This window comes from Kibdelosporangium aridum, assembly GCF_900176515.1.
Classification (GTDB): domain Bacteria; phylum Actinomycetota; class Actinomycetes; order Mycobacteriales; family Pseudonocardiaceae; genus Kibdelosporangium; species Kibdelosporangium aridum.
Genome location: NZ_FWXV01000002.1, coordinates 925,210 through 950,517 on the forward strand (window position 1 = coordinate 925,210; position 25,308 = coordinate 950,517).

At 65.4% G+C, this 25,308-nt stretch carries 18 protein-coding genes; 8 read left to right on the forward strand and 10 right to left on the reverse strand.

Features of this window, described 5'->3' with window-relative positions; translation table 11 throughout:
* Positions 1-3: 3 nt before the first annotated feature.
* Genes B9C43_RS13925 through B9C43_RS13935 form a run of 3 tightly spaced genes read left to right on the forward strand, consistent with a single transcriptional unit; the run spans position 4 to position 3,943 of the window.
* Positions 4-1,320: an O-antigen ligase family protein gene (locus B9C43_RS13925; RefSeq protein WP_235038602.1), complete on the forward strand. Its 1,317-nt coding sequence runs from the start codon at positions 4-6 to the stop codon at positions 1,318-1,320.
* Positions 1,317-2,534, forward strand: a complete 1,218-nt coding sequence (locus B9C43_RS13930; RefSeq protein ID WP_084426631.1) for a glycosyltransferase family protein — start codon at positions 1,317-1,319, stop codon at positions 2,532-2,534. Before B9C43_RS13925 ends, B9C43_RS13930 begins: the two co-directional genes overlap by 4 nt.
* On the forward strand, positions 2,531-3,943 hold the full coding sequence (locus B9C43_RS13935; RefSeq protein WP_143446315.1) for a lipopolysaccharide biosynthesis protein: 1,413 nt from the start codon (positions 2,531-2,533) through the stop codon (positions 3,941-3,943). Before B9C43_RS13930 ends, B9C43_RS13935 begins: the two co-directional genes overlap by 4 nt.
* On the opposite strand, the gene B9C43_RS13940 is transcribed toward B9C43_RS13935, so the two are convergent.
* Positions 3,860-5,194 (reverse strand): alpha/beta hydrolase, encoded by a 1,335-nt coding sequence (locus B9C43_RS13940; RefSeq protein ID WP_084426636.1) that lies wholly within the window; start codon positions 5,192-5,194, stop codon positions 3,860-3,862. The two genes, B9C43_RS13935 and B9C43_RS13940, sit on opposite strands and share 84 nt — an antisense overlap.
* Before the next feature lie 139 nt (positions 5,195-5,333).
* Between B9C43_RS13940 and B9C43_RS13945 the strand changes: the two genes are divergently transcribed.
* Positions 5,334-5,933: a class I SAM-dependent methyltransferase gene (locus tag B9C43_RS13945; protein WP_084426640.1), complete on the forward strand. Its 600-nt coding sequence runs from the start codon at positions 5,334-5,336 to the stop codon at positions 5,931-5,933.
* On the opposite strand, the gene B9C43_RS13950 is transcribed toward B9C43_RS13945, so the two are convergent.
* From B9C43_RS13950 to B9C43_RS13975, 7 genes are all read right to left on the reverse strand, one after another.
* Positions 5,905-7,140, reverse strand: coding sequence for a glycosyltransferase family 4 protein (locus B9C43_RS13950; RefSeq protein ID WP_084426643.1), 1,236 nt, complete (start codon positions 7,138-7,140; stop codon positions 5,905-5,907). The two genes, B9C43_RS13945 and B9C43_RS13950, sit on opposite strands and share 29 nt — an antisense overlap.
* Entirely contained in the window at positions 7,140-7,397 is a 258-nt protein-coding gene (locus tag B9C43_RS55555; protein ID WP_143446316.1) for a nucleoside-diphosphate sugar epimerase/dehydratase, read from the reverse strand. Before B9C43_RS55555 ends, B9C43_RS13950 begins: the two co-directional genes overlap by 1 nt.
* Before the next feature lie 38 nt (positions 7,398-7,435).
* On the reverse strand, positions 7,436-8,578 hold the full coding sequence (locus tag B9C43_RS13955) for a glycosyltransferase (RefSeq protein WP_084426646.1): 1,143 nt from the start codon (positions 8,576-8,578) through the stop codon (positions 7,436-7,438).
* Positions 8,575-12,621: a DUF4082 domain-containing protein gene (locus B9C43_RS13960; protein WP_235038603.1), complete on the reverse strand. Its 4,047-nt coding sequence runs from the start codon at positions 12,619-12,621 to the stop codon at positions 8,575-8,577. Before B9C43_RS13960 ends, B9C43_RS13955 begins: the two co-directional genes overlap by 4 nt.
* Positions 12,622-12,873: 252 nt before the next feature.
* Positions 12,874-13,731: a COG1361 family protein gene (locus B9C43_RS13965; protein WP_084426652.1), complete on the reverse strand. Its 858-nt coding sequence runs from the start codon at positions 13,729-13,731 to the stop codon at positions 12,874-12,876.
* A gap of 15 nt (positions 13,732-13,746) precedes the next feature.
* Positions 13,747-15,246 (reverse strand): sugar transferase, encoded by a 1,500-nt coding sequence (locus B9C43_RS13970; RefSeq protein ID WP_084426655.1) that lies wholly within the window; start codon positions 15,244-15,246, stop codon positions 13,747-13,749.
* A gap of 412 nt (positions 15,247-15,658) precedes the next feature.
* Entirely contained in the window at positions 15,659-17,020 is a 1,362-nt protein-coding gene (locus tag B9C43_RS13975) for a glutamate-1-semialdehyde 2,1-aminomutase (RefSeq protein WP_200825545.1), read from the reverse strand.
* 56 nt (positions 17,021-17,076) lie between these two features.
* Here B9C43_RS13975 and B9C43_RS13980 point away from each other — a divergent pair, with 56 nt between their 5' ends.
* The 3 genes from B9C43_RS13980 (at position 17,077) to B9C43_RS13990 (ending at position 21,716) form a co-directional block, all read left to right on the forward strand.
* Positions 17,077-17,835, forward strand: coding sequence for a WecB/TagA/CpsF family glycosyltransferase (locus B9C43_RS13980; protein WP_084428120.1), 759 nt, complete (start codon positions 17,077-17,079; stop codon positions 17,833-17,835).
* A gap of 469 nt (positions 17,836-18,304) precedes the next feature.
* Complete coding sequence (locus B9C43_RS13985; protein ID WP_084426658.1) at positions 18,305-19,054, forward strand: MBL fold metallo-hydrolase; 750 nt, start codon at positions 18,305-18,307, stop codon at positions 19,052-19,054.
* Positions 19,038-21,716: a VTT domain-containing protein gene (locus B9C43_RS13990; protein WP_084426660.1), complete on the forward strand. Its 2,679-nt coding sequence runs from the start codon at positions 19,038-19,040 to the stop codon at positions 21,714-21,716. The genes B9C43_RS13985 and B9C43_RS13990 overlap by 17 nt, the downstream gene beginning before the upstream one ends.
* On the opposite strand, the gene B9C43_RS13995 is transcribed toward B9C43_RS13990, so the two are convergent.
* The gene (locus tag B9C43_RS13995) at positions 21,691-22,758 is read right to left on the reverse strand and encodes a glycosyltransferase family 4 protein (protein WP_143446319.1); all 1,068 of its coding nucleotides are present in this window, start codon (positions 22,756-22,758) and stop codon (positions 21,691-21,693) included. The genes B9C43_RS13990 and B9C43_RS13995 overlap by 26 nt on opposite strands.
* A gap of 25 nt (positions 22,759-22,783) precedes the next feature.
* Positions 22,784-23,650 carry a glycosyltransferase family 4 protein gene (locus tag B9C43_RS14000; RefSeq protein ID WP_160096505.1) on the reverse strand — a complete coding sequence of 289 codons (867 nt, stop codon included), beginning with the start codon at positions 23,648-23,650 and terminating at the stop codon, positions 22,784-22,786.
* 203 nt (positions 23,651-23,853) lie between these two features.
* Between B9C43_RS14000 and B9C43_RS14005 the strand changes: the two genes are divergently transcribed.
* A complete protein-coding gene (locus tag B9C43_RS14005) occupies positions 23,854-25,302 on the forward strand; it encodes a flippase (protein ID WP_084426668.1) in 1,449 nt (482 codons plus the stop codon).
* Positions 25,303-25,308 lie beyond the last annotated feature (6 nt).

Below are 25,308 nucleotides of genomic sequence, written 5' to 3' on the forward strand. Positions count from 1 at the left end.
CCGGTGTCCGGTCAGACCGACGTCCAACGAGCCGACGGCGCCACGTTGGTATGCGTCTTCCTGTTGATGCTGTTGATGATCCCGGCCCGGTTGGTGATCAGCGGCATCCCGATGTCCATCACTCCAGCCACTTTGGCCGGCCTTGCGCTCGGCGTGATCTGGTTCTGCTGTCAACTGGTAACCACTCTTGGCGTAGCGAAGGGGCGCAATCTCGCCAGAACCGCGTTGTTCCTCTATGCGATCTCGCAACTGGCGACCTACGGCTACGCGACCCGCAACTACCTCCCGATGGACGAACTGGAAGGCGCCGACCGGACGATCGTGGTGGTGTTCGGGACGATCTGTGTCGGCATCGCGGTGTGCGACGGCGTGAAGAACTTGGCGCGCCTCGACATGTTGCTGAAGTCCATGACGGTCCTGATCGGTGTCGTCGCGTTCATTGGTTTCCTGCAGTTCGCGCTCGCCTTCGACCTCACCAAATACCTTGCCGTTCCTGGTCTTCGACCGGTCACCGATGACGGGTTCGTGTTGGAGCGGGCGACGTTCCGCAGGCCAGCCGGTACGACTGGGCATCCGATCGAGTTCGGTGTGGTGTGCGCGATCGGTGTCCCGTTCGCCGCGCATTACGCCTATCGGGCAAAGGAAGCCGGGCAGAAGGCCGGCAAGTGGTGGCTGTGTTTGGCGATCATCGCGGCCGGTGCCGTGGTCTCGTTGTCCCGCTCGGCGATTCTGGGTATGTGTCTCGGCGGTCTGGTGCTGCTGATCGGGTGGACCGGCAAGCGGCGGGTCCAGGCGTTGATCGCGGCGGCAGGATTCCTCGTCGTGCTCAGGTTGGTCGTGCCCGGCCTGATCGGCACGCTTTACAGCCTTTTCGACAACATCAGCGAAGATCCGAGCATCGAGGGCCGCACGGACGACTACGAGTCCGCCGGTGAGCAGATCGCCAAGCACTACTTGCTCGGTCGTGGCAACGGAACGTACCTGTCGGAGAAGTACGGACCGCTGGACAACCAGTACCTCGGCACGCTTGTCCAAAATGGCTACATAGGGCTGATTGTCCTGGTTTTCCTGTTCCTCGCCGGGATGTACTCGGCGGCGAGGGTTCGCGCGATCAGTCCCGACCCGGTCGTCCGCGATCTGGCGCTGTCGCTGATCGCCGCGCAATCCATCGTGGCGCTCGGAGCCGCCACGTTCGACCTGCTGTGGTTCTCCACCGCGACCGGCCTGACATTCGTCCTCGTCGGTGCCAGCGGGGCGTTGCTGCGAGCGGTCAAAGCACAAAACCCTGTCCTGCCGCCGATGTGGGAAGCAGTCCGATGACTGAGTTGGCTTTACGCCGGTCGACCGTGATGTTCGACTGGCTCAGCGAGCGAAGCAAACAGATCGCCGTCGCCGCGATCGGGTTGAGCCTGATGCTGGCCGGTGGCTACGGCGTCATCCTCGGCAACGACCTGCGCTACTCCGACGAGCACGTCTACCTCGAGCTCACTCAGTCCCTGGTAGACGGCCGCGGCTTCGCGTTCGGCACGGACTCCACGGCATACCGGCCGCCGGGCTACCCGTTCCTGCTGCTGCCCTTGCATCTGGTGAGCGGCGGCAACGTGTTCGTCATGCGGCTGTTGGGAATCGCCTGCCTGGCCGGTGCGGTGTGGTTCGGGTATTTGCTGGCTCGCCGGATCTCACCGGTCGCGGGCGCGCTCGTCGCGGTCGTGACGGCGGCGTACCCGTTGTTCGTGTACACAGCGACCGCGCTGTACCCGCAGATGCCCGCTCTCTTCCTGCTGTTGATGATGCTGGAATTCGGCTTGCGGGCCAGGGACCGCTGGGTGTGGGCCATCCCCAGCGGACTGTCCGCCGGGTTCCTCACGATCACTGTGCCGTCGTTCGCGCCGACCCTGCTCCTGCTCGCGATCTTCATTGGCTGGCGCAAAAGGAAAGCGATCGCGGTTCTGCTGGTCGCCGCGGCGATCATCCCCGGCCTGTGGTGCATCCGAAACGCCGTTGTGATGGGTGCGTTCATCCCGGTGTCCACGAACAACGGCGTGAACCTGTTGCTGGGCAACAACCCCAGCGCCACCGGCAGCAGCGGGACCAGCGTCGACGTGATGGCGTACGAACAACGGGCCAAAGAGTTGAACCTGGACGAGGTCGGGATCGACAAGTTCTACAGCGACCAGGCCGTCGAGTGGATCACCTCGAACCCCGCCCAGGCCGCCGGGTTGTACGTCGCCAAGGTCGCACACAACTTCGCCTACAGCGACACACTGAAAACCGAGGGCCAGGGAGCCTCTGATCTCCTGGCCGCGCTGAGCTACTACCCCATCCTCGCACTGGCAGTGCTCCGGATAATGCTCTCCAAACGGTTCCCGCTGCGGCGGGTGGACAAGCTCTGCCTCTGGGCGATCGCGTTGAACGTGCTCCTACTCGCGGTGTTCTTCACCAGGATCCGGTTCCGGGTACCGCTGGACGAACTGACGATCATCCTGGCTGTGTCCACTGTGGTCGTCTGGTGGGACAGGCGGCGGATCGCGTGACCACGACCAAGTCCCCGATCCGCAAGGCACTGCGGATGAGCCTGCTCAACACGGTGGTGGGCAAGCTCGGCACGTTCCTCACCGGCATCGTTCTGGCCAGATTGCTCACCCCACACGACTTCGGTGTGTACGCGATCGCTTTCGTCGCGTTGATCGCGTTGTTGTCGCTGAACGAGCTCGGGGTGAGCCTCGCGATTGTGCGGTGGCCAGGCGATCCAGAGCGCATCCGGCCGACGGTCACCACGATCTCGGTAGTCACCAGCGTGTTCGTCTACGCGATGTGCTGGTTCGGCGCGCCCGTTTTCGCGGACGCCATGGAAGTCGCCGAAGCCACAGGTGTGGTCCGGGTGCTATGTGTCGGTGCGTTGGTCGACGGGCTCACTTCACCGGTGGCCCAGTTGATGAACCGCGAGTTCAAGCAGGGTTTGCGGTTCTTCGTCGACCTGTCCAACCTGGTGGTCACGACCGGCCTCACGGTCTCATTGGCCGCGACGGGGCACGGCGCGTGGAGCCTGGCGTGGGGACAGATCGCCGGAAACGCCGTTTCGGCGCTGGTGTTGTTCTCGTTGAGCCGCAAGTGGCCGAAGCTGGGCTTCGATCCCAAGCTCGCACGGGAACTGATCGCGTTCGGGTTGCCGTTGGCCGGTGCCAGCCTACTGATGATGGCGATGTGGAACGTCGACAAGCTCTTCACCGGCCCGATGCTCGGCGCCGTGGCCCTCGGTCTCTACCTGCAGGCGTTCAACCTGGCGTCCTGGCCGGTGAACGTGTTCTCGGTGGTGGTCCGCCGGGTGTCGCTGGCTGCCTTCGCCCGTGTGCAGGAAGATCCGGCCGAACGCCAGGCCGTCTTCGCCAAAATGGCGATGGTGCTGGCCATCCCGAGCTTGCCGGTCTGCACGGTCCTCGGCCTGCTCGCGCTGCCGGTCGTGACCACTTTGTACGGACAACCGTGGGCCGGGTCGGCTGTAGCCTTGCAGTTCCTCGCATTGCTCGGGGTCGTCCGGGTCGCGTCGGAGTTGGCATACGACTTCCTAGTCGCCCTTGGCCGTTCCCGCACAACGCTGTGGCTGCAAGCCGGATGGCTCGTGGCGCTCTTGATATGCCTGCCGATCGGTGCGTGGCTCGGCGGGATCGAAGGCGTCGGCATCGCGCACGCCGCGGTTGCCCTGCTGATCGTGCTGCCGGCGTACTCGATGGCCGTGGCCAGGACCGGGATTTCGGTCCGGGCACTGGCCGCCCCCCTCGCGCGGCCAGTGCTCGGAACCGTGTGCATGGTCGTGGTGATCCTGGTGGTCCGGTGGCTCACCGAACCGTCCGTGCTGCAACTACTCCTGGGTGGCGCGTTGGGATTGCTGGCCTACTTGCCCGCTGTCTGGCCGTTGCGCAAAACCCTCGGTGCCCTCAAGTAGGAAGTCAGTGGCGGCCGCGGTAGCCGGGTGATTCGTGTACAGGTAGACGCCGTGGCCTGCTTGGTCCGCGGTCACCAACTTCGCCCCCAGGGCCGAACTCATCGCCACCGCGCCACTCAACGGCGTCGCGGGGTCCTTGGTGTTCTGCAACACCAAGACTTTCGCCTGCGCCTTGCGAATCCCGACCGGCTCAACCGGCGGCACAGGCCAGAAGGCGCACGGCCAGATGTTGGCCGACAGGCCGTTGGCGATCGGGTACTGCTTCCTGGACTCGTACACATCCCGTTGGTACTGGGCAGGATCGCGCGGCCACTTGCCTTCATTGCACGCGATCGCCCACCAGACCGCCGACGATGTGGCGCTCTTGAGCCTCGCTGGTTCCAGCTTGCCGGTCTTCAGCAGGTCAAGCAGGGCTGGATAGTGCCTCTCCGCGTACAACATCGTGCGCACCTGACTGCGGAATGGGTTGCCCAGCTTGGCGGCAAGCTCCGAATAGGCCTCTCGAACGTCACCGCCTGCCCACTGTGCGAAGTGGTCGAACGACTCCTCGATACCCCGGCCCCACGACTGGAACGCCGTACGCCAGATACCGCCCGGGTCGATGGCACTGTCGAGCAGGAAACGGTCGCCTTGATGCGGGAACAACGTCGTGTAGACCGCGCCGAGGTACGTGCCGTAGGAGTACCCGAGGTACGAGATCTTGCGTTCACCCAGCGCGATCCGGATCCGGTCCATGTCCCGCGCGGTGTTGGCGGTCGTGATGTGCGGCAGTACGCGGCCGTCGTGCTCGAAGCACTGCTTCGCGATTTGCCGGGCGTAAGCAATGTTGTCGGTGATGTCGCCATCCGGCGCGGGATAGGGAAAGACCTTCCACGGCTCCCGCTGGGAATCGGTCAACCCGCAGGTCACCGGCGCGCTGCGGCCCGTACCCCGTGGATCGAAGCCGATCAGGTCATAGCTTTCGGCCAGCGCCGAGTGGTCGCTGACGAACTTCGGCTCTTCGAGCCCGGCATCACCGGGGCCACCTGGGTTGAGCAGGAGAACGCCGCGCTTGACCTTGGTGGCCTTCTTCCGGGATACAGCGATGTCGATCTTCGGGCCGGACGGCTTGGCATAGTCGAGCGGCACGCTGACCGTCGTGCATTCCAGCGGGAGGCGTTCACACGGCCGCCAGCGCACCGACGCGTGGGCCGTGACCGAGACCAGTGGCGCGACAAGAGCCCCCGCTATCAACGCCATGAGTATTCGCATGAATCCGAAGTGTTCCGGTCAGCCTGAGCACAGTCAGTAATGCTGAGTTCTCGGCTCGTGGTGGACTTAGCACTACCCGCGTTGCAGTTTCAGCAACAAAAGTTGCCTGTTCGGGACGGGCGCGCGCATCCTCGGCACTATGGAACACGGTGTGATGGACGAAGCGTTCTGGGACGACATGTACCGGGAGACGAGCAGGAAGTGGAGTGGCAAGCCCAACCCGCAACTGGTCGCCGAAGTATCCGGTCTCAAGCCGGGCACGGCCCTGGATGTCGGCTGCGGTGAGGGTGCGGATGCCATCTGGCTTGCCGAGCGCGGCTGGCAAGTGACCGGCGCGGACGTTTCCAGCGTCGCACTCGAGCGCGCCAAGGAACACAGCGCCGAGGTCAAGTGGTTGCACCTCGACCTGACCAAGGAGCACGCACCGGACACGTACGACTTGGTGACCGCCCACTATGTACATCTCAAGCCCAAAGAGGACATGGTCCTCGTCTACAAGCGGATCGCCGAAGCCGTCGCGCCCGGTGGCACGCTCTTGATCGTCGGGCACGACAAGCAGGAAATGCACCGGCACGAAATCGATGTCCCCGACGACATCTTCTTCGGCGCCGAGGAGATCACGTCACTGCTGTCCCTGGACGAATGGAAAGTCGAGGTCTCCGAGACGCGGACGCTGGACAACCCGGATCACCGCATGTACGACTTCGTCTTCAGGGCTTCCCGCGTGACACCACGATAGGCGTGGCGTTGGCGTCGTCGGTCGCGGCCGTGCCACGCCACCTCTGGTACTTGGTCCGGACTTTCGTCGCCAGGACACCGCTGCCCGAGCGGACCAGCTCGGCCGCGACCGCCCCGGTCGCCGGCCTTGTCCTGGCGGCGAACAGGTATTCCTCCTCCTGGACGCGGGCGGCACGGGTGAGCGCGAACCGGTCGACGACCAGCCGGCGGGCGAACTCACCGAGCGAACCTCTGAGGTCACGTGAATCGACGAGGGCCTCGATGTGCTTCTGCAGATCCAGCACGCCGTTGCCGCCGAGGCCGTACCAGCCCTGTTTGAGGAACAGTGGTGCGGTGTCGGACGTCAGCAGCTCGCTGAACCCTTGCTCGCCAACGACGACCAAGGGTTTGCCGAAAGCCATGCCGCGCAATGCCGAACCGCCTTGGCCGACGATGACGTCCGCGGCCGCGTAAGCCGGGCGCGGATCCGCGACCTCGCCAGTCAGCCGGACAACCGTACGCCCGGCCAGAGCATTCGCCTTGGCAGCACGGGCTTCGATCTCGCCACGGGACCGGCCATTGCCCACGAGAACCAGCTGCACCTTGTGGCCTGCGGCGGCCAAAGCGCCGACGGCGTCGCAGGCCGCGAGCAGGCCCTCCAGCTTCAGCTCCGGCACCAGTCGGCAGATCATCGCGATGAGCACTTCGTCCTGCGGGATCCCGTGCTCCTTGCGGAACACCGAGCCATCGACCGACGGGTGATCCGTGTCCGTATCCACGGGCGGTTCCAGCAATGTCACCCTGTGGTGGCCGGCTACCAGCGTGGCCTCACGGATGGCTTCGGTGCCCACGACCAACGGCACTGTCCTGGGGAAGAACGGGACCACCGACATCGACATCACGGTGCCGACAACCGGTGTACGCCAGCGCAAGCCGGGACCGAAGAAGGCCTCGATGACCGGCGGCCATTCGTAGCCGTGCACGACATGAATTCGTCGCTTGTGGACCGTCCGAACCAGGGTGGCGAGGACTTCGGGGGACGGATTACGGCGGTTGCGCGGGATTTCGATGTGCTCGAGACCGAGGTCGTGCACCTTCTTGACCAACGGCCCTGGCTCGGAGAACACGATCACCTCGTGTCCGCGGTCGCGGACCGCGCCTGCCAACTGGATGGCGTTGAGTTGGGAGCCGCCGATCTCCATGGCGTGCGGGTAGACCAGGATCCGCATCAGGGCATCACCCACCGCTCGTCAGGCAGCAGAACGCGGTCCCGTACACCCGGATCACATGCCACGAGCCCGGCTTCGGGCAGTTCGTAGACAAGGTCGATCGAACCGAGGACTGGCACACCGTCGACATCTTTGCCGTGCATTGTGGGGTCGTCGTCGAGAAAACCGACGGGAATCCACGCGTATGGCCGTCTGCGAACGGCCGCTAGAGCCGCTCGTGCGCGGTCGCCTGCACCCAGCAGGAGTATGGGAGCCACGCCTGCATCATCGTCCGCACAGCCCGGTTTCTTACTGTTCATCGCCGCAATCCGGCCAGATGGGTGAAAGTGTCCGCTCTGGCCGCCCAAGAATGGCTTGCCGCAACGGAACGTCGTTGGTCGATCACGTCCGGCGACGCCTTGTCGATCGCTGCTTTCACGACAGCATCAGCGAATTCCTTCGCGTCCGCGCCGATGTGAATGCTGTCCGTCTCGTTGGCCAAGCGCTTGCTCGCAGGCAGGTCCGTACTCACCACAGGAAGCCCGGCCGCCAAGTACTCCAACGTCTTCAGCGGGAACGAAGCCCGGTTGAAAGCCGTGTCCGCATAAGGCGTAAGGCCGACGTCGATCCGGGCGAACCATCGCGGCAACTCCTCGAACGGCACCGGACCGACGTGGTGCACGTTCGGCCGTTGCAGCAGACCGTCCGATCTACCCGGTTCCCAGTCTGGCTCACGCGGACCGATCAACAGCAAGCCCAGTCCGGTGTCCGCGACCGCTTCCAGCAACGAGATGTCGATCCGGTCGCTGAGCTGACCGACCAGCCCAGCGATCCGGGCCGGAAAGCCCGCCGGAACCGGACCTGGTTCGGACAACACTTGGTACGGCAAAGGATCACAGCCGTTGGGAAAGACAATCGGATGTGCCCCGAGCTCACGCCATCGCTCGGCGAGCTCCGGGCCCACAGCGAGCACCAGATCCGCACGGGCAATGGCTTCGCGCTCTTCCCGGAGCACGAAATGCGCGTCCTGGTTCATCAATGACGCACCCGCGACCCAGTCGTCCGTGCCGTACAACACGTCCACGACACGATCTCCCCACCTGCCGAGGAGATCGTGTTGCGTGCACGCGATGAACACATCGGGCCTGCGCCGCGACTTCCGCAGCGCCCACCCGATCTGGGCACGGACCATCGGCCACGTCAGCGACCTGATGCCCGGCCTGGTCCAGCCGGGCGGGCCGACCGGGGTCAGGCGGGCGATCCGCGGTGCGAGCGGACCCAACCGCGGCCGCCACATCCTGCCCGCCTTGCCCCGGAAGCGTTCCGGTGTCACCGGGGAGACCGGTGGATCCACCCAGAGCACGTCGGCGTGGTGGGTCAGGGACTCGGCCAGTTGCCGCTCCGAGCCCTTGACCCCGTCCCACGTCACTCCGGACGCGACGACTACCAGTGGCCTCATGGTGTGAAGACCACATCCACCCAGTAGTTGCCGCCCTGGAAGGTCGACGTCGGGAAGCCCGGCCCGGCCTTGTAGACGCCGTTGGCGTTACCCGGCCCGGACAGTGGTGCGCTCAGTGGCACGCTGGTCACCGCGGTCCGGTTGAAGTAGCCGCCATCCGCCGCGTACCGGCCGTTCGGCGCGGTGTACGAGGCCACATAGCTCTGTCCAGCTTGGACAGCCACTGGTGTCGCGAAGGTCAGCGTCTGCCAGCCCGTCGCCGTCTCGTTGGTGAACGTCCCGGTCGCCAACTGCTGGCCGCCCGCCGTCCACAACGAACCGGTGTGCGTGCCGGTGTTGCCGGTTCCCTTGTAGAACTTCACCGCGGTGATGAACCCGTCCGCCGAGGTGCTGAACCGGACACCCAGCTCGTAGTTGCCCGAGTCGTTCGCCGCGGTGACCGTCGGAACGGTTGCCTCGCTGAACAGACTGCATGGGCACGTCTGTGTGAGTGTCGTGGTGAACGACCACGTCGTGGCGGTCGGCATGATGTTTCCGTTCACGTCAGCGATCTTCAGGCTGGCCGTGTACGTCGCACCGGCCGTCAGGCGTGCCGCCGGAGTCCACGAGACGGTTCTCTGGTCCGCGGACAGCGACAGCGTGCCGTTGATGACCGCGCCGCCGGAGTCCTTCACCGTGTACTGGGCCGTCGGCAGGTCCACCGGTTCATTGAGGGTCGCGCTGACCGGAGCGGTCAATGAGGCACCCGTGCCTGCGTTCGGCGGGTTCGTACTGGTGACCGTCGGCGGTGTGCTGTCGCCGTTGGCACCGGCCTGCCAGATCACGTCGACCCAGTAGTTGGTGTTGCCATACGAGTTGGTCGGGAACCCGCCACCGGCTCCGTATCGGTACACACCGTTGTTGCCGTCAACACCGCTTGGCAACGCGTGCATCGCTCCGTAGTCGGCACCCACGCCGTTGAAGTATCCGCTTGTGCCGGAGTACCGGCCATTGGGCGCGTAATACGAGACAACGTAAGTCGTTCCGGACTGGACGCTCACTGGCGAGTTGAACAGCAAGGTCTGCCAACCGCCACCCGACTCGTTGGTGAACGTTCCGGTCGCCACGCGGGTGCCGGTGGATGTCCACAGTGAACCAGTGTGCGTACCGGTGTTTCCAGGTCCCTTGTAGAACCGGATGCCGTGCACCGTGCCCCGGCTGTCGAACCGGACCTTGGTGCCCAGCTCGACCGCGGCCGGATCGTTCACCGCGGCGACCGCCGGGGTGGCGAAGTCGTCCCAGATCGTGCACGGGCACGTGGCCGGGCGCGGGTTGCCCGTGGTGAACGACCAGCTGTACGGCGGATTCGGGATCGAGTTACCCGCGTTGTCCGAGGCACGGACCTGCGCGGTGTACGTCGTTCCCGACGACAACGGCTGGTTCGGCGTGAACGTTGCCGTCTTGCCGTCCGCGGACAGGGCGTACGTGCCTGGCACGCTTCCGCTCGGGCCGGTCAGCGAGAACTGCAGTGACGCCGGGGCGAGCGGCTCGTCGAAGCTGATCGTCGGCTTCACGTTCAGCGCCACGCTGCCGCCGTTGGTCACCGGGCTGGTCGACGCGACCAGTGGTGCGCGCGTGTCCGGTCCGGGGTCGTAACCGTAGACCACGTCGACCCAGTAGTTGGCGTTCTGGTAGCTGCGGTCCGGGAAGCCGGACGCACCGACCTTGAACACACCGTTCGGGTTGGTTGCCGTGCCTTGCAAGGCGGTCAACGGTTCCAGTCCGGTCGACGAGTTCGTGAAGTAGTTCGCGTCGGCCGCGTAATGCCCGGTGTTCGTGTGGTACGAGGCGATGTACGTGGTGTTGGCCGTGATCGCGACCGACTCGGGGAAGGTCAGTGTCTGCCAGCCCAACGCTGTCTCGTTGAGGAACGTGCCGGTCGCCAGTAGCGTGCCGTCGGTCGTCCACAGTGAACCGGTGTGCGAGCCGGTGTTGCCGATTCCCTTGTAGAACCGGACACCGCGCACGTATCCGTTCGACGCTGCCTGGAACTTCACACCCAGTTCAAGAGCCGTGCCGTCGCCGGAGTCCGGCGTCGCGGGAACGGTGTTGTCAGCCCAGATGCTGCATGGGCACGCCCTCGGGTTCACCGTGACGTTGCGGGTGAACTCACCCGACAAGTTCGCCGAGTCGTCGACGGCACGGACCCGGAAGGTCGCCGGACCGGACCTCGACGGTGTGTACGTGTAGTTCCAGCTCGACGAACCGGCTTGCCAGTTCGCTGCGCGCCAGGAGGTTCCGTCGACCGAGACCTCGACACCCGCTGGCCTGCCACCCAAGTCGCTGACCGTGCCGGAGAACGTGTAGGCCGAGCCGACAACCGGTGAGACTGTCGTTCCAATCACGACGGTCGGCGCAGTCGTGTCGGTCGTCATCGTCGCCGGCGTGATGTCGCGTGGCGTCCGCGGCTGGACATTGTCCATGTCCGCCAGCAGGTTCGCGGTCGCCTGACGGATGCGCGGGTCGGCGGTGTCTCCCTGGTTGCGGATGTGCTTGTTCTCCAAGCCCCAAGACCACTGCACGGATCCGGCGGCGAAGACGAGCGCGCCACTTGGCTGGTGCTTGTAGAGCGTCAGCGCGTGGGTCTTGGTTCCCGGGGCGTACACGTCGCCCTCGTTCTGCAGAACGTAGTTCCCGTCGTTCATCGTCACAGTCGTCCGGGAAAGCTGTGCCACGCCCGGCGGCTGGAAACCGTTCTCTTCGACGGTGTCCCACTCGTAGCCCAGAGTTCCCGGCTTGAAGACGTACGCCTCGCTCGGCAGGGTGCCCATGGTCGGGGTGTTGCGCCACAAGCGCTGCAGACGGTTGCCTGGCGGGACGACCAGCTGGTCCCAGCGTTCACCGTTGACCGTGAAGATCTGGCCAAGCAAGGCGTTCTCCGGCCTGCCGCCGTCCTTCGGCGGGCTCTTGCGGCCATCGCGCCACGTTCCGGTCCACTCGGTCGGGTGCGGATCGACCTGGCCGGGCTTGGTCTCCTTGTAGCAGACCAAAGTGCGCCAGTTCGTGGCCGGGCCGGCCTGGCTCTGCTCCCACCGGGTCTTCCAGAAGATCTCGTTGCCGGTCATGAAGGCCATGTTCACGCCGGCGTTCCTGGCGTCCTCCACGGCCGCGCGCTGCTCGTTCGACCAGTACTCGTCGTGGCCGACGGGCATGTAGACCTTGTGGTTCTTCAGCAGGTGGCCGCGACGCGACATGTCCACATTGGTGGTGTAGGTGACGTCGTAACCGTTCTTCTCCAGCCACAGCAACATCGGGTATTCGGCGTTGAAGAAGAAGTTCTCCTGCTCGCCACCGATGATCGGCCGGTTGTAGCTGACCTTGTAGGCCGAGCCGCCGTTGCCCTGCGCCGTACCGGTGTAGAAACTGTTGCCCCTTGGCGAATCGTTGGGGGTCGGCCGGTTGCCGTAGGTGTTGTACGCCTGCCACGTGGCATCCGCGGTCTGGAACATGATGTCCGACGTGCTGGCGTCGTCACGAACGACGAAGACAATGTCACTCTCGCCGATGACGCCGTTTCCGTAATCGCGGCGGAGCACGGTGTAATAAACGCCGGAAACCATTCCGTTCGGCACGGTCCACGTCATCGATGTGGACCAGTTCCCACAGTCCACAATTCCGGTGTCCTGCGCCAGTACGGCCGGATTGTCCTCGAAGCAGTTCGGCTGGTTGACCGTGTTGATGACTTCGACGTTGTCGACAATCTTGCGGGCACCGGCGCCACCGTAGTAACCAAGCCGGTAAATGTCGTACCGGAACCGTGGCGCATCGGTCTTCACCTTGAATCTGACCGTTTCACCGACGGTGTAGCTGATGTTGTCGGTGAAGCCGGCGATCGTGTCGTCGATCGCGGTGATCATCCAGTCGCCCGCGTTGTTCGGCGCGACGAGGTTCTCGCAGGCCACTGGGTTGGGCGGAGCCGGCGGAGGGGCACACGGGGCTGGGGTCTCAGCTGCGGCGGTCGAACCCGGCAGAACGCCGAGCACTGTCACATTGGCCGCGACCAACGCGACACCTACTAGGTGAGCAATTCTTCGTCGCGATCGTCTGAATACCGAACGCATTGTTCCGCCTTCCAGCCCACACCTCTTCACCCCTGTTTGTCGCTGGAAAAATCGGCTATCCGCCGGTTGATGTTACGACTTTTGGGGTAGACCGCCCGAAAGGGAGGTCAAGGTTCGGTCACAGTGCCCCTATGGAGAAACTCGTGAGTTCACCGAATCGCGAACTCACGAGTTTCTTTCCGCCGCGGCCGGGGGTCAACCGCAGCTGACCAGGAGCGGGGTCAAAACCCTGCACGTGGTCGTTGCCGAATCATTCGCGCTGTTGGGGTCATTCGGACTCGACGCGGTCCTCGTTGCCGAGAACTGGTACGGCAGTCCGATGTAGAGCAGTCCGATCGGGACGGAGAACGTGCCCGTCGCGCTCGCGCCCGGGGCGAGCTCACCGAAAGTGCAGACCGGGACTGATCCGCCGGTGCAGTTGGTGCCCGCGTTCGCCGCCAGGCCACGAGTGAGGCCGCCACGAACCTCGGCGGAACGCAACTTCCCCGGTCCCTTGTTGGTGACTCGCACGGTCACGTCGATCTTCGGCACCAGCAGGCTTTGCTTGGGTGTCGCGGTGATCCCGACCGCGACGTCGGCCTGGTTGAACACCGTCAGCGTGGCGAAGTCGACGGGGAAGATCCCGTAGTTGCGGCCGAAGAGCTGGGCTTGCAACGTGTGCACGGCATCGACCGCACCCGGTTTGACACGCAGGGTGAAGGTCGCGGTCTGCGATTCGAAGCCGCTCATCGCCTCGGCCAGGATCGCCTGGTAGCCGATCGGTCCACTTGGACCATCCAAAGTGGCACACGACGCGACCATCGGACCGGTGCAGCTGACCATCTCCGCGTACTCGGTCAACGGTGTCGGCGTGCTGAGCACGCGGATGGTCGGGTTGAGGATGCTGAACGAGTGGATGTTGTGGACGGTCTCGGTGATCGTGAAGGTGTCGCCCGGTTGCACTTCGTTGGGCGATACCGTCGCTTCGACCTCGACAGGCTCCGCGTACGCGGGTGTCGCCGCGGACAACGCGGCCACGACGGCGAAAACAAGCAGAACGGGCCTGATCCTCATTGGCGAGTTCCCATCTCAGTAGGCCCCCTGCCCGGTTACCACGGCCCGCACCGTCTTCCACAGGATCACTGCGTCGAGGGTGAGCGACCAATCTTCCACATACCGGAGGTCCAGCCGGACCGATTCCTCCCACGGCAGGTCACTGCGGCCACTGACCTGCCACAGGCCGGTCATCCCTGGCTTGACCAGCAGCCTGCGCCGCACGTCGGGACCGTACTTCTCGGTCTCCTCGGGCAGCGGCGGCCGCGGGCCGACCAACGACATCGACCCGGTCACCACGTTGAACAGCTGCGGCAACTCGTCGAGTGAGTACCGGCGCAGTACCGCGCCGACCTTGGTCACCCGAGGGTCCTTGCGCATCTTGAACAACGGGCCAAAGCCTTCGTTGGCCAGGGTGCCGCGCATCTTGTGCGCGTCCTTCACCATCGTCCGGAATTTGATCATCATGAACGTCTTGCCGTCCTTGCCGACCCGGCGCTGGCGGTAGAACACCGCGCCACGGCTGTCGGTCAGGATCAGCAGGCTGATCAGCAGGATCAAGGGGGAGAACAGGGTGAGCAGCAAGCCTGAGCCGACTCGGTCGACGATCTCTTTGACCACTCGGCGCGCGCCGGAGAAAACCGGGGCGCTCACGCGTAACAACGGCATGCCGAGTACCGCGCTGACGTGTAATCGCGGTCCGGCGACCTCCATCAGCACCGGCGCGACGACCATTTCGGCTTCGCTGCCTTCGAGGTTCCACGCCAGCTCCTGCAGCCGCCGCGGGGTCCAATATGGATCCGACGCGATCGCCACGACCCGGTAACCACCGCGCCGCACGTGCCCGGCAAGATCCTTCAACCGCCCGACAACGGGAACGCCTTCAAGGTCGGCATCGGTGTCGCCGCGACCGTCGAAAGTGCAGACCGCTTCCACGCGCCAGCCAAGGTGCGGCGCCAGTTTGGTGCGCACGATCAGATCGCGGGCGGTCTCCGTGCTCCCTGCCACCAGCACCGGCAGCAAGCATTTGCCTTCCTTGCGTGACTTGTGCAAGAACCGGCGCAAAAGATAGCGCTGTGGAAACGAAAGTAAGGCGATCGCGGGGATCGCCACGAACACCCAGAGCCGGATGTTCGTCGAGTCGACCGCGAGTCCGCCGAGCGCGAGCACGACGGCCGCGGAGAACAACCCACGCCCAAGCCTGCCGAACTCGTCGGCGCCGTGCCCGAGAACATTGGGGCTCCACGCGCGGTTCATCAATAGGGAACACAACACCAGCGCGACCGTGGTCACGCCGAGCACAACCCATAGGTACTGCCAGTTGTCCGAACCGCGGGCACCGAACAGCAAGCCCACCACCGTGACCGAGAGCACAGTGGCAAAGACGTCGCTGAGCACTACCGAGCGGCGGTATCGCGGCTCCCACGCCGCGATCGGAGCCTGACCAGGCTCGCCGATCGGCAGCACGCGCCGCGCCCGTTGTGGCGACAGGCGGCCATGCACACCATGGCGAGTCGGACTGGCTTGCTCACCCATCGTCTGATTCCCCCCGGCGTTCGGGTTCGGGCAAGGGCTTTCCCACGGACGATCCGGTGGATCACCCGCTGTCGTTCGGCAAAATCATTGGTACGTAACGAGGTGGTGTCGGCGCTGCGGTGCGTCGCCAAACCATCAGTCGTTCGGCCAGTTCCAGCCGTTACGCGTGGGGTTAACCGGTTTTTCTGCTGCGGTACGGCGGGTCTGGTCGGTGACTTCCCGACTGATCAACTCATCGGCTGCGAGATTCACCCGAAATGATGGGAAAAACGGGCAAATGGCCCCGCCATCCCCGGCGCGGGGTAGGCCGAACGGAGCTACGCATCACCTGCGGTGCCCAGCGGAACACCGCGCGACGTCACGCAAAGTACGCCCGATCGTGTCAGTGTCAACCCGAGAATATTTACCTTTGTCACGTGGGCTGTTGAGACGAATGGTCGCGCACCAACCGGCGCGGCGCCGCGTATCGCCGCAATGCCGGGGCAACCGGGCGCCCGGCGAGGAATCCGGTCACGCTCCCAGCCTCCAACGCCTTGCGGTAGACCGACAACGCCTCGGTCGCAGCGTCCACAGTGTGCTGAACGTCCGTTTCGGTGTGCGCGGCCGAGATCACGAACGACTGGCCGAGCACCCCACGGCGCAACAGCTCTTGCAGAAAGAGCGTCCGGAACGCCTGTGACGGGTGCCCTTCGTGATCCTTGGTGGTGAAGATCAGGCAGGATGGCCTGCCGATCACCGAGACGTGCTCGCCGACGCCCAGTTCGGCCGCGGCGGAATTCACGCCATCGGCCAGGATGGTGCCCGATCGCTCCATGGTTCCGATCGGATCCTCGCCCTTGTATACCTTGACAACAGCGCGGAAAGCGGCAAGCGAAACCGACTCCGGACCGTGTGTGGTCGACAACAGGAAGACTCTCGGCTCGCCGGTGCGCAGCCCGCCGAGTTCCATGAGTTCCCGTTTGCCTGCCAGTGCGGAGATCGGGAAGCCGTTGCCCATCGCCTTGCCCCAACAGGACAAATCGGGTGTGACCCGGTAACACTTCTGCGCGCCACCTGCCGACCAGCGGAACCCAGTGATCATCTCGTCGAAGACGAGGACCGTTCCGTGGTCGTCGCACAGTTTCCGGACACCTTCGAGGAAGCCCTCGCGTGGTTCGGCCAACGCGGTCGCCGCCTCGAGCACCACGGCAGCGATCTGTCCACTGTGTTCAGTGAACAACGTTCGCAGTGATTCGAGGTCGTTGTAGCGAAATCGGCAGACCTGCGCCACCGTCGACTGTGGTATCCCCGCGTCCATCGCGGTGGTGCCGATGAACCAGTCGTCCACGGAGTAGAACGGCTGATCGCAGATCGCGATCAGCTCCCGTCCGGTCGCCGCCCGAGCCAGCCGGACCGCCGCGGTCGTCGTGTCCGAGCCGTTCTTGGCGAACTTCACCATGTCCGCACCGGGCACCAGGCTCAGGAAGTCCTCGGCCGCCCTGAGCTCCAATTCGGTCGGCCGGGAGAAGCTCAGCCCGTTGCCCAGTTCCTCGCGCACCGCTTCGACGACCGGCGCGTAGGCATGGCCCAACGTGACACTGCGCAGACCCATGCCGTACTCGACGTAAGAGTTCCCGTCGACGTCCCACACGGTCGCCCCTTTGCCCCTTGCCAGGACGGGAGCCATGCCCTCCGGGTACTGGTCGGCACCGCGCGCATACGTGTGCGCGCCGCCGGGCACGAGGTCGTGCAGGCGTTCCTGCAGCTCGGTGGACCTGCGGAAATCCTCGTTCACGTGCACAACCTCCCACACCTGGTAGCTGGGCTGACACAGAGCGGTACCCTGCCCGCGTGGCAGAGCGGCGCGTACCAGTTGGCACGGTAGTGGTCGACGCACTGACCGAGGCGGAGGTCGTCCACCAGGTGCGACAGACCTGGCAGGACGGCGGCTGGATCCTGACGGCCAACGTCGACATCGTGCGAGCCATCAGCCGTGACAGGTCGCTGGTCGAACTCGCGTCGACCGCCACGCTGACCGTCGCTGATGGCATGCCGTTGATCTGGGCCGGACGTATCGCGGGCGAAGAAATCCCCGAACGTGTGACCGGCAGCTCCCTCGTTCATACCTTGAGCCACGCAGCCGCCCTCGACGGCCGGTCGGTCTTCCTGCTCGGCGGCGCTCCAGGCGTTGCCGAACGCGCTGCCGCCGTGCTGCAGGAGCAGTCACCCGGCCTGAAGATCGCCGGGATCGCGGCGCCACCGGTCGGCTTCGACCAGTGCGAGGACAGCCTCCAGTCGGTGATCGACTCGGTCGTGCTGGCCCAGCCAAGCCTCGTGCTGATCGGGATGGGCTTCCCCAAGCAGGAGAAGTTGATCCAGCGGCTGCGGGCAGTGCTGCCGAACGCGTGGTACGTCGGCTGTGGGGCCGGCATCCCGATGGCGTCCGGCGACTCGAAGCGCGCACCGAGGTCGATGCAAAAGCTGGGTTTGGAGTGGCTGCACCGGTTGGTGATGGAGCCACGCCGCCTGGCCCGACGCTACCTGCGGGACGACCTCCCTTTTGCGGTAATGCTCCTCGCGGGCGCAGCGATGCGCCGAGTCCGCCGTTAACCTGGCCGACGGCGAAGAAACGCCACAGCCCAAATAAAAGGCGAGCCCCAAGCAACAGCGAAGGCGCTCCCTAGCCAACAGCGAAGGCGCACCCCAGCAACAGTGAAGGCGCGCCCCAGCCCACCAACAAGGCGCGCCCGGAGCACGAAGAGGCGCGCCAAAAGTGGTAGTCGGCGCGATTTTGTGTGGAGTGGCGCCGCAAATAAGCTTGTCGGCGGGGCAGGGCCGCAGGTCCTGCCCGCTTTCCCTGTCCTTTGCGGCGCAGAGGCTCCACACCAAATCGCGCCGACCCCGACACAGGGGCGCGCCGAAAGAACCACAGCGCGCGCCGCAGCGACCCAAGAGCGCGCCGAAGTAGGCACACCGCGCGCCGAAGTAGGCACAGAGCGCGCCGCAGCAACCCGCCACCCCACAGTTGGCTTCGTCGCTCCAGGGTGCGTCCGGCCTGGCTTGATCCGATACTCGACATGTGCGTTTTCTTGGCCATTCGACAGTTCGGATCGAGATCGGTGGCCGAGTTGTGCTCACGGATCCAGTCCTCACGCCCCGCGTCGGCCCGCTGATCCGAGTCGTCCCGCCGCTCGCTCCTTCCACGTGGGCCGGTGTCGATCTTGTCCTGATCTCCCACCAGCACGGTGACCACCTCCATCTGCCCTCGCTGAGGCTGGTCCGCCACGCCCGCATCGTCGTACCTCGGGGCGCAGGGGCGTGGCTCCGGCGGAAGGGCTTTCCGCACGTCGAGGAACTCGGCATCGGTGAGAGCCTCAAAGACGGCGACCTGACCGTCACGGCCGTGCCCGCCCACCATTCCGGACACCGTTGGGGACCACGGCTCACACACGGTCCCCACGCCCCAGCAGTCGGTCATGTCCTCGAAGCCGAAAAGCGGATCTACGTCGCCGGCGACACGGACCTCTACGACGGCATGGCCGACCTGGGGCCGGTGGATGTCGCGTTCCTGCCGGTGTGGGGCTGGGGAATGACGCTGGGGCCAGGGCATCTCGACCCGCTCAGGGCCGCGAAAGCTGTCGACTTGGTCAAGCCGAGGATCGCCGTGCCCGTGCATTGGGGGACGCTGGCGTTACCTGGTCTGGCGCGGACGCCGCGAATGCGGCGGCTACTCGCCGAACCTGGGCACCAATTCGCTGCGGCCGTGCGCAATTGTCGAGTCGTCGTGACGCCACCCGGCACTGAGGTGATGCATGAACCTAGCGCTTGACCTGACGACCACGTCGTCGATCGGTTACCCGGTGATCTTCTTCGGTGTGCTGCTGGGCTCGATCATCCCGATCGTGCCGACTGGGGCCGTGGTGGGTGCTGGGGCGGCTGTCGCGATGACCACCACCGGGCTGTCATTGCCGTTGGTGCTGTTGCTGTCGACGCTCGGTGCGTATGTCGGCGACGTGGCTACGTACGCGATCGCCCGTCTCGGTGGCGATCCGGCGGTCCGTTGGTTGGCGCGTCATCAGCACGCGGACCGGGTGGCGAGCATCCGTGAGCAGTTCTCCCGGCGCGGTTGGCAGATCTTGGTGGTCGGCAGGTTGTTGCCGGCCGGGCGTATCCCGGTGTTGTTGGCTGCTGGTGCATTGGCGTATCCGTGGCGGCGGTTCCTGCCGACGGCGTTGATCGCCTCGCTCATCTGGGCGGCCGCGTACGCGCTGCTGGGCGTGGCAAGCGGCGGCATCTTCGACTCGCCACTGGTCGCGAGCCTGATAGCGACGGCCCTCGTTCTAGTCGTCACTGTTCTTATGGCCGTCATCGCGCGCCATCAGCATCGCGCGCCCGACGCGGGCAAGCTGCTGCGCGGCGGCCGTGCGACGGCACGACTGTTGCTCATCTGGATCATCGTGACGGCGGCGCTGAGGGCGTTCGACTCGCTGCTGCCCGGTTTCACGATGACGCAGTGGTGGCAGCCGACCGTCTGCGCGTTGATCCTCGGCTTGATCGCCACGGTCGTCTGGCCGCTGATCCTGCGGATCGCATTGCCGTTCGCACTGTTCACGCTGGGTCTCGGCAGCTTCATCGTGATCGGCGCGGGTGCCTTGGCGATCTTCAACACGGTGCCCGGTGTCGAGATCGAGAACCTTCGGACGGCCGTCGCCGTGACGATCGGGATGGCGGCCGTCGGTGCCTTGATGAGCAGTGTGCTCGCGATCGACGATGACGAGATCTTCTTCCGGCGGATCGCCCGGCGCGGTGGCACGCCCAAGGAGATGCCGCACGACACCCCGCCAGGCGTGGTCTTCCTGCAGGTCGACGGGCTCGGCTACGAAACCGTGCGCCGGGCCGTTCGTGACGGTGACATGCCGACGCTGGCCGCGTGGCTCAACGAGGACACCCACACGCTGACGATGTGGCACACCGACTGGAGCTCGCAGACCGGCGCGAGCGTGTCCGGGATCCTGCACGGCGACAACCACGACATCCTCGGATTCCGTTGGTACGAAAAGGATCGCGACCACGTGATGGCGTGCGCGCATCCACGGGACGCGGCCGAGATCGAGCGGCGCCACTCCAACGGCAAAGGCTTGCTGTCCGGTGGCGGCGCGGGCCACGGCAACCTCTTCACCGGCGACGCGGACCACGTGACCCTGACGATGAGCGCGGTTCCCGTGCTGGGCAAGGGAGTTCGTCGCGGCAGGCACGCCAAGACCGGATACGGCTACTACACGTACTTCGCCCGACCGGTGAACGTCGTGCGCACGTTCGGCTCGGCGATCGTGGACATCGTGAGGGAGATCTGGGCTTCGACAAGCCAGAAGCGGCGCGGGGTCAAACCGCGGATCAAGCGCGGCGGCTTCTACCCGATCGCCCGCTCCGGCACGACGGTGATCACGCGCGATGTCGTCGTCTCAGCGATCATCGAGGACATCCTGGCCGGGCGGCCCGTGGTGTACGCGGACTTCCTTGGCTACGACGAAGTCGCGCACCACTCCGGGATCGAGCGCTTCGACGCGTTGGCCGTGCTGCGCGGGATCGACCAACAGATCGGACGACTGCATCGCGCGACTCGGCTCGGGCCGCGGCCGTATTACCTTGTCGTGCTGTCGGATCACGGGCAGACGCAGGGCTGGGCGTTCGCGAACCGGTTCGGCGAGCCGATCGAGAAACTCATCGGCAGGCTGTGCGGCGGCGAACCATCGGACATCTCCAAGGTGACGAAGCCACGCAATGCGGCCGAAGGCTGGCAGATGAACGCGGCGCTGGCCGAAGGTGGCCTGATCGCGCGGCGGCTGCGCGGCCGGGTCGAACGAGCCGGGGTCAGTCGTGAGTTGCACCGTTCACCCAGCGGCGAGCCCGGCGAAGTCGCACGGGTCGCTCCCGGCGTGGTCGTGGTGGTGTCCGGGCACGTGGCCATGGTGTCGTTCACCGAGCACGAAGGCCGTGTGCCGCTGGAGACGATCGAGCGCGAGTACCCGGAACTGTTGCCGCAGCTGGTCGATCACCCGGGCGTGGGCTTCATGCTGGTGCGCAGCTCCGAATTCGGGCCGGTCGTGCTCGGCCGCGACGGGCTGCACCGGCTGGCCACCGGCGTGGTCATCGGCGAGGACCCGCTGAAGGACTACGGTCCGCACGCCGCGGACCTGATCCGCCGGACCGACGAGTTCCCGCACTGCGCCGACATCATGATCAACAGCCGGTACGAACCGGAAACCCAGACCGCGTCGCCGTTCGAGCCGCACGTCGGTTCCCACGGCGGGCTCGGCGGGCCGCAGACCCAGGGCTTTCTCGTCTACCCGACCGAGTTCATGCCAGCGGCGGATGTGGTCGGCGCCGAGGCTCTGCACCAGCTGTTCCGGGAGTGGCTGACCGAGCTCGGGCATCCGGCACCGGCCGAGGCTGCCGAGGAGAAAGTCAGCGCGGCCGTGCCACTTCCTTGATCACTTCGGCCAGGTGCTGAGCCTGGACGTCCGTAGTCAGCTCGCGCTCCAGCCTGGCTCGGCCTGCCTTGCCCATCGCATCGGCGCGCTCAGGATCGGCCATCAGCGCGCCTACTGCGGACGCGAACATGTCCACATCGCCTGGCGGCACAACCAAACCGTCATGGCCGTGCTTGAGGTAGCCCTCCAGCCCTGCGCTCGCGGTCACGACATACGGGCGTCCGCACGCCATTGCTTCGAGGATCACGGACATGCCCGATCCGTGGATGTTCGGCTTCGTGGCCACCGCGACCACGTTCGCCTGGCCGTAGAACTGACGGCGCTTACGGCCCAGATGCCCCCTGTGCAGAACGCCCAGTTCTCCCGGCAGATCCACGTCCAGCTGTGTCGCGAGCTCCAACCGGGTGCCAGGCATCCGGCGGCGCACGTCCGCGACCGCCTTGATCAGTGTTTCGTGGTCGCGGTGAGCGTCATCGCCGACGCTGGCCACCAGATCGCGGTCGACATCCCCGTCGATCGGCCGGAACCAGTCGGCGTCGATACCAAAAGGGACGAACCGCAGCTTGCGCTCGGACACGTTCCACTCGTCACGCAGCACCGGGATCATGCCCTGCGCCTGGACGAAGACCGCTTCCATACGGCCAAGCGCCTTGCGCGCGCGATTGAGGAACTGGGGTGTCCGGGCCTCGGGGTCGGTCAGCAACTGCACACCGCTGACGACCGGCGGGCCACCGGGCAACGAAGCCGCCGGGATACCGGTGTATTCGTCCCAGCACAGCACGACATCCGCACTACGCCTGAGCGGATTGTTCTGGGACGCAATGGCTTCGACCCATTCCAGGCCTTCGGCACGGTCACGCACCCTGCGGGCGATCGCGTTCGGAATACGTCCCTTGAGGACCTTCCGGAACGCCACATCCACACCGTGCCTGCTCAGCTCGTCGATACCGAACGGGGTGACATTCGGGACCTCGCCGGTCGCGTTGCGCTCCGGCCATTTGGCTGCGTCGAGGTAGTGGATCAGTTCCACCCAGGCACGCACGCGCGACACAGTTGCGACTCCAGATTCAGATCGTGAGCATGAGCTCCGCCAGCCGGGCGGCTTGCAGCTCGGTCGAGAAATGCTGTTCGACCTTACGGCGTGCCGCCGCGCCCAGTTCCTTGGCCATGTCCTCGTCGGTGATCAGCCGGTGCACGCATTTCGCCAGCGCATCCTCATCGCCGGCCGGATAGATCAGGCCGGTGCGCTCGTTCTCGACGTAGTCCGTCAGGCCGGGAGTGTCCGGGATCACTACCGGACGGCCACTAGCCATACCCTCAAGGGTGACGGTCAATCCCGAAGCGTGGACGTTGGGCGTGGTGGCGATCGCGATCACGCTCGCCCGTTGGTACAGATCCCGGACCTGGCCCTCGTTGAGCCCGGTGCGGGCGTAGTCCTGCGGGATCGGCAGCCGGGTGGCGATCTCCAGCCGGGCGCCGGGGACTTTGTTGACCGCGCGGATCAGCAGGTGGTGGTCGCGGTGCCGGTCGTTGCCCGCGCTGACAACCAGACTTTCCTCGGTTTTCGGACGGGCGGTGAAGAAATCGACGTCGATCCCGAGCGGGATGTGATGCGCTTTGCTGACCCCCCAGTCGCGTTCGAGCCGCGGGATCATCGCACTCGACGACGCCCACACCCTGGCCGCTCGCGGCAGGGCCCGTTTCGCGAACCAAGCGGTGGTCTTGTCGACCTCGTCGGTCAGCCAGACCACGCCTGTGATCACCGGCTTACGGCGTTCGCGCAGCGCGGCGGGCACGCCTGAGTACTCGTCCCAGCAGAAGATCACGTCGCCGGTGGTGCGGCGGAACGCGTCGACCCACTCGTATCCACCGAGGCGGTGCCGTGCCGCGCGGCCGATCCTCGTAGCGACACGGCTGCTGGCCGGAATTCGCATGATCGGCTGCACTCCGTGGTTCGCCAGCCGGTCAAGCCCATACGGCCAGTGATCGGGGACTTCCCCACGAGCGTGTCGGCTACTCCATTCGGCGGGATGTAGTCCGTGCGACAACTCGAGATAAGCGCGCACAGTGTTGACCTCCACCTCGCCTGTGCACCGCATGGGATCTGCGGCAACGCGAAGTTACTAGACTACGGCCCGTGTCCAGGGCGGCGGCGATCGCGCGAGGGGTCGCCCTCCAAGTGGTGGCGAGGGTGACGGCGCTGCCGCTCGCAATTGTCACTCTCGGTATAGCCACCCAGTACTTGGGCGAACACGGCTACGGCATCATGACGACCGCGATCGTGTTCGTCGGGTTGTTCGAGACCCTGACGTCCCAGGGCATCGGCACGGTGATCGTGCGCAGGGTGAGCGGCACCGAAGGCGCGTCGCTGTCCCGGCTGATCGGCCTGGACCTGACGTTCTCGTTGGTCTACGCGGTGCCGCTGGCACTGACCGCGGCGAGCATCGGGGTGCTGACGTACTCCGATCCCCAGGTCCAAGGGGCCTTGTTGGTGCTGTCCGCGGGGTTGGTGTGCAGCGCGATCGCTTCGTGTTTCGACGCGGTGTTCGACGTACACGTCCGTTATGGAACGGTCGCGACCGCCGAGTTTTTCTCACGCGTAGTCACTTTGGCCAGCGCGGCCACCATCGCGTTCACCGACGCCGGACTGTTGGCGATGTGCGCGGTGCAGATCCTGCCTCAGTTGATCAAGATGGTGGTGACCGGTTTAGCGGCCCACAAACTCACGCCACTCCGGCCGGTCGGCGACGTGAACGGGATCATCAGCCTGGTCAAGGAGAGCATCCCGTTCACCTTGATCATGCTGATCGCGGTGATCTACTGGCGCGTCGACGGCGTACTGCTGTCGCTGTTGTCCGACACTCGCGAAGTCGCGGCATACGGCATCGCGGTCCAGCTTGCGTTCACGCTGAACATGCTGCCTCAGGTGTTCTCGAGGACAGCGTTGTCGACGATCAACGAGGGCTACGCGACCGACCCGGAACGGTTCAGGCGGGCAGTCGCGAGTGGATACCGGTTCCTGTTGCTGTTCGCCACACCCGTTGCGGTCCTTGGCATACCGCTGGCCGAACGCCTGGTGACCGCGGTCGGCACGGACGAATTCGCCGACGGGGCAACGCCGGTGCTGCGGTTGTTCTTCATCGCGTGCGCGATCAGCTTCCTGACGTCGATCATCAGCGACGCCATGGTGGCGGCACACCAACAACGCTTCCTGACCACTTTGTCCGCGGTGAACCTGGTCGTGAACATCACGCTGAACATCGTGTTGATCCCCATGTACGGCGCGGTCGGCTGCGGCATCGCCCTGATCGTCACGGAACTGTCCGGGGTCGTGTTCACGCAGATCCGACTGCGCAAGGTCGGCGTGGACCCGCTGCCGCTGACGTACATCGTGCGCCTGGTGCCGGGGTTGAACCTGTCGTTGCTGGCGATGCTGCTGACGTGGTCACTGCCGCTGGTGTTCCCCATCGTCGCGGGAATGATCGGCTACTTCGTCGGCGCCTGGTTCGGCGGCGCCATCCCCGACGAAATGCGCGGCGCCCTGCTCGGCGCCATGAAACCCGGCCGCAACAACACCCCGGCCTGACGGACG

Coding starts and splice junctions, on each gene's coding strand:
- B9C43_RS13965 (WP_084426652.1), bottom strand. CDS start 13,731: ATGAGGATCAGGCCCGTTCTGCTTGTTTTCGCCGTCGTGGCCGCGTTG.
- B9C43_RS13970 (WP_084426655.1), bottom strand. CDS start 15,246: ATGGGTGAGCAAGCCAGTCCGACTCGCCATGGTGTGCATGGCCGCCTG.
- B9C43_RS13955 (WP_084426646.1), bottom strand. CDS start 8,578: ATGAGGCCACTGGTAGTCGTCGCGTCCGGAGTGACGTGGGACGGGGTC.
- B9C43_RS13930 (WP_084426631.1), top strand. CDS start 1,317: ATGACTGAGTTGGCTTTACGCCGGTCGACCGTGATGTTCGACTGGCTC.
- B9C43_RS13990 (WP_084426660.1), top strand. CDS start 19,038: ATGAACCTAGCGCTTGACCTGACGACCACGTCGTCGATCGGTTACCCG.
- B9C43_RS13950 (WP_084426643.1), bottom strand. CDS start 7,140: ATGCGGATCCTGGTCTACCCGCACGCCATGGAGATCGGCGGCTCCCAA.
- B9C43_RS14000 (WP_160096505.1), bottom strand. CDS start 23,650: ATGCGAATTCCGGCCAGCAGCCGTGTCGCTACGAGGATCGGCCGCGCG.
- B9C43_RS13940 (WP_084426636.1), bottom strand. CDS start 5,194: ATGCGAATACTCATGGCGTTGATAGCGGGGGCTCTTGTCGCGCCACTG.
- B9C43_RS13945 (WP_084426640.1), top strand. CDS start 5,334: ATGGAACACGGTGTGATGGACGAAGCGTTCTGGGACGACATGTACCGG.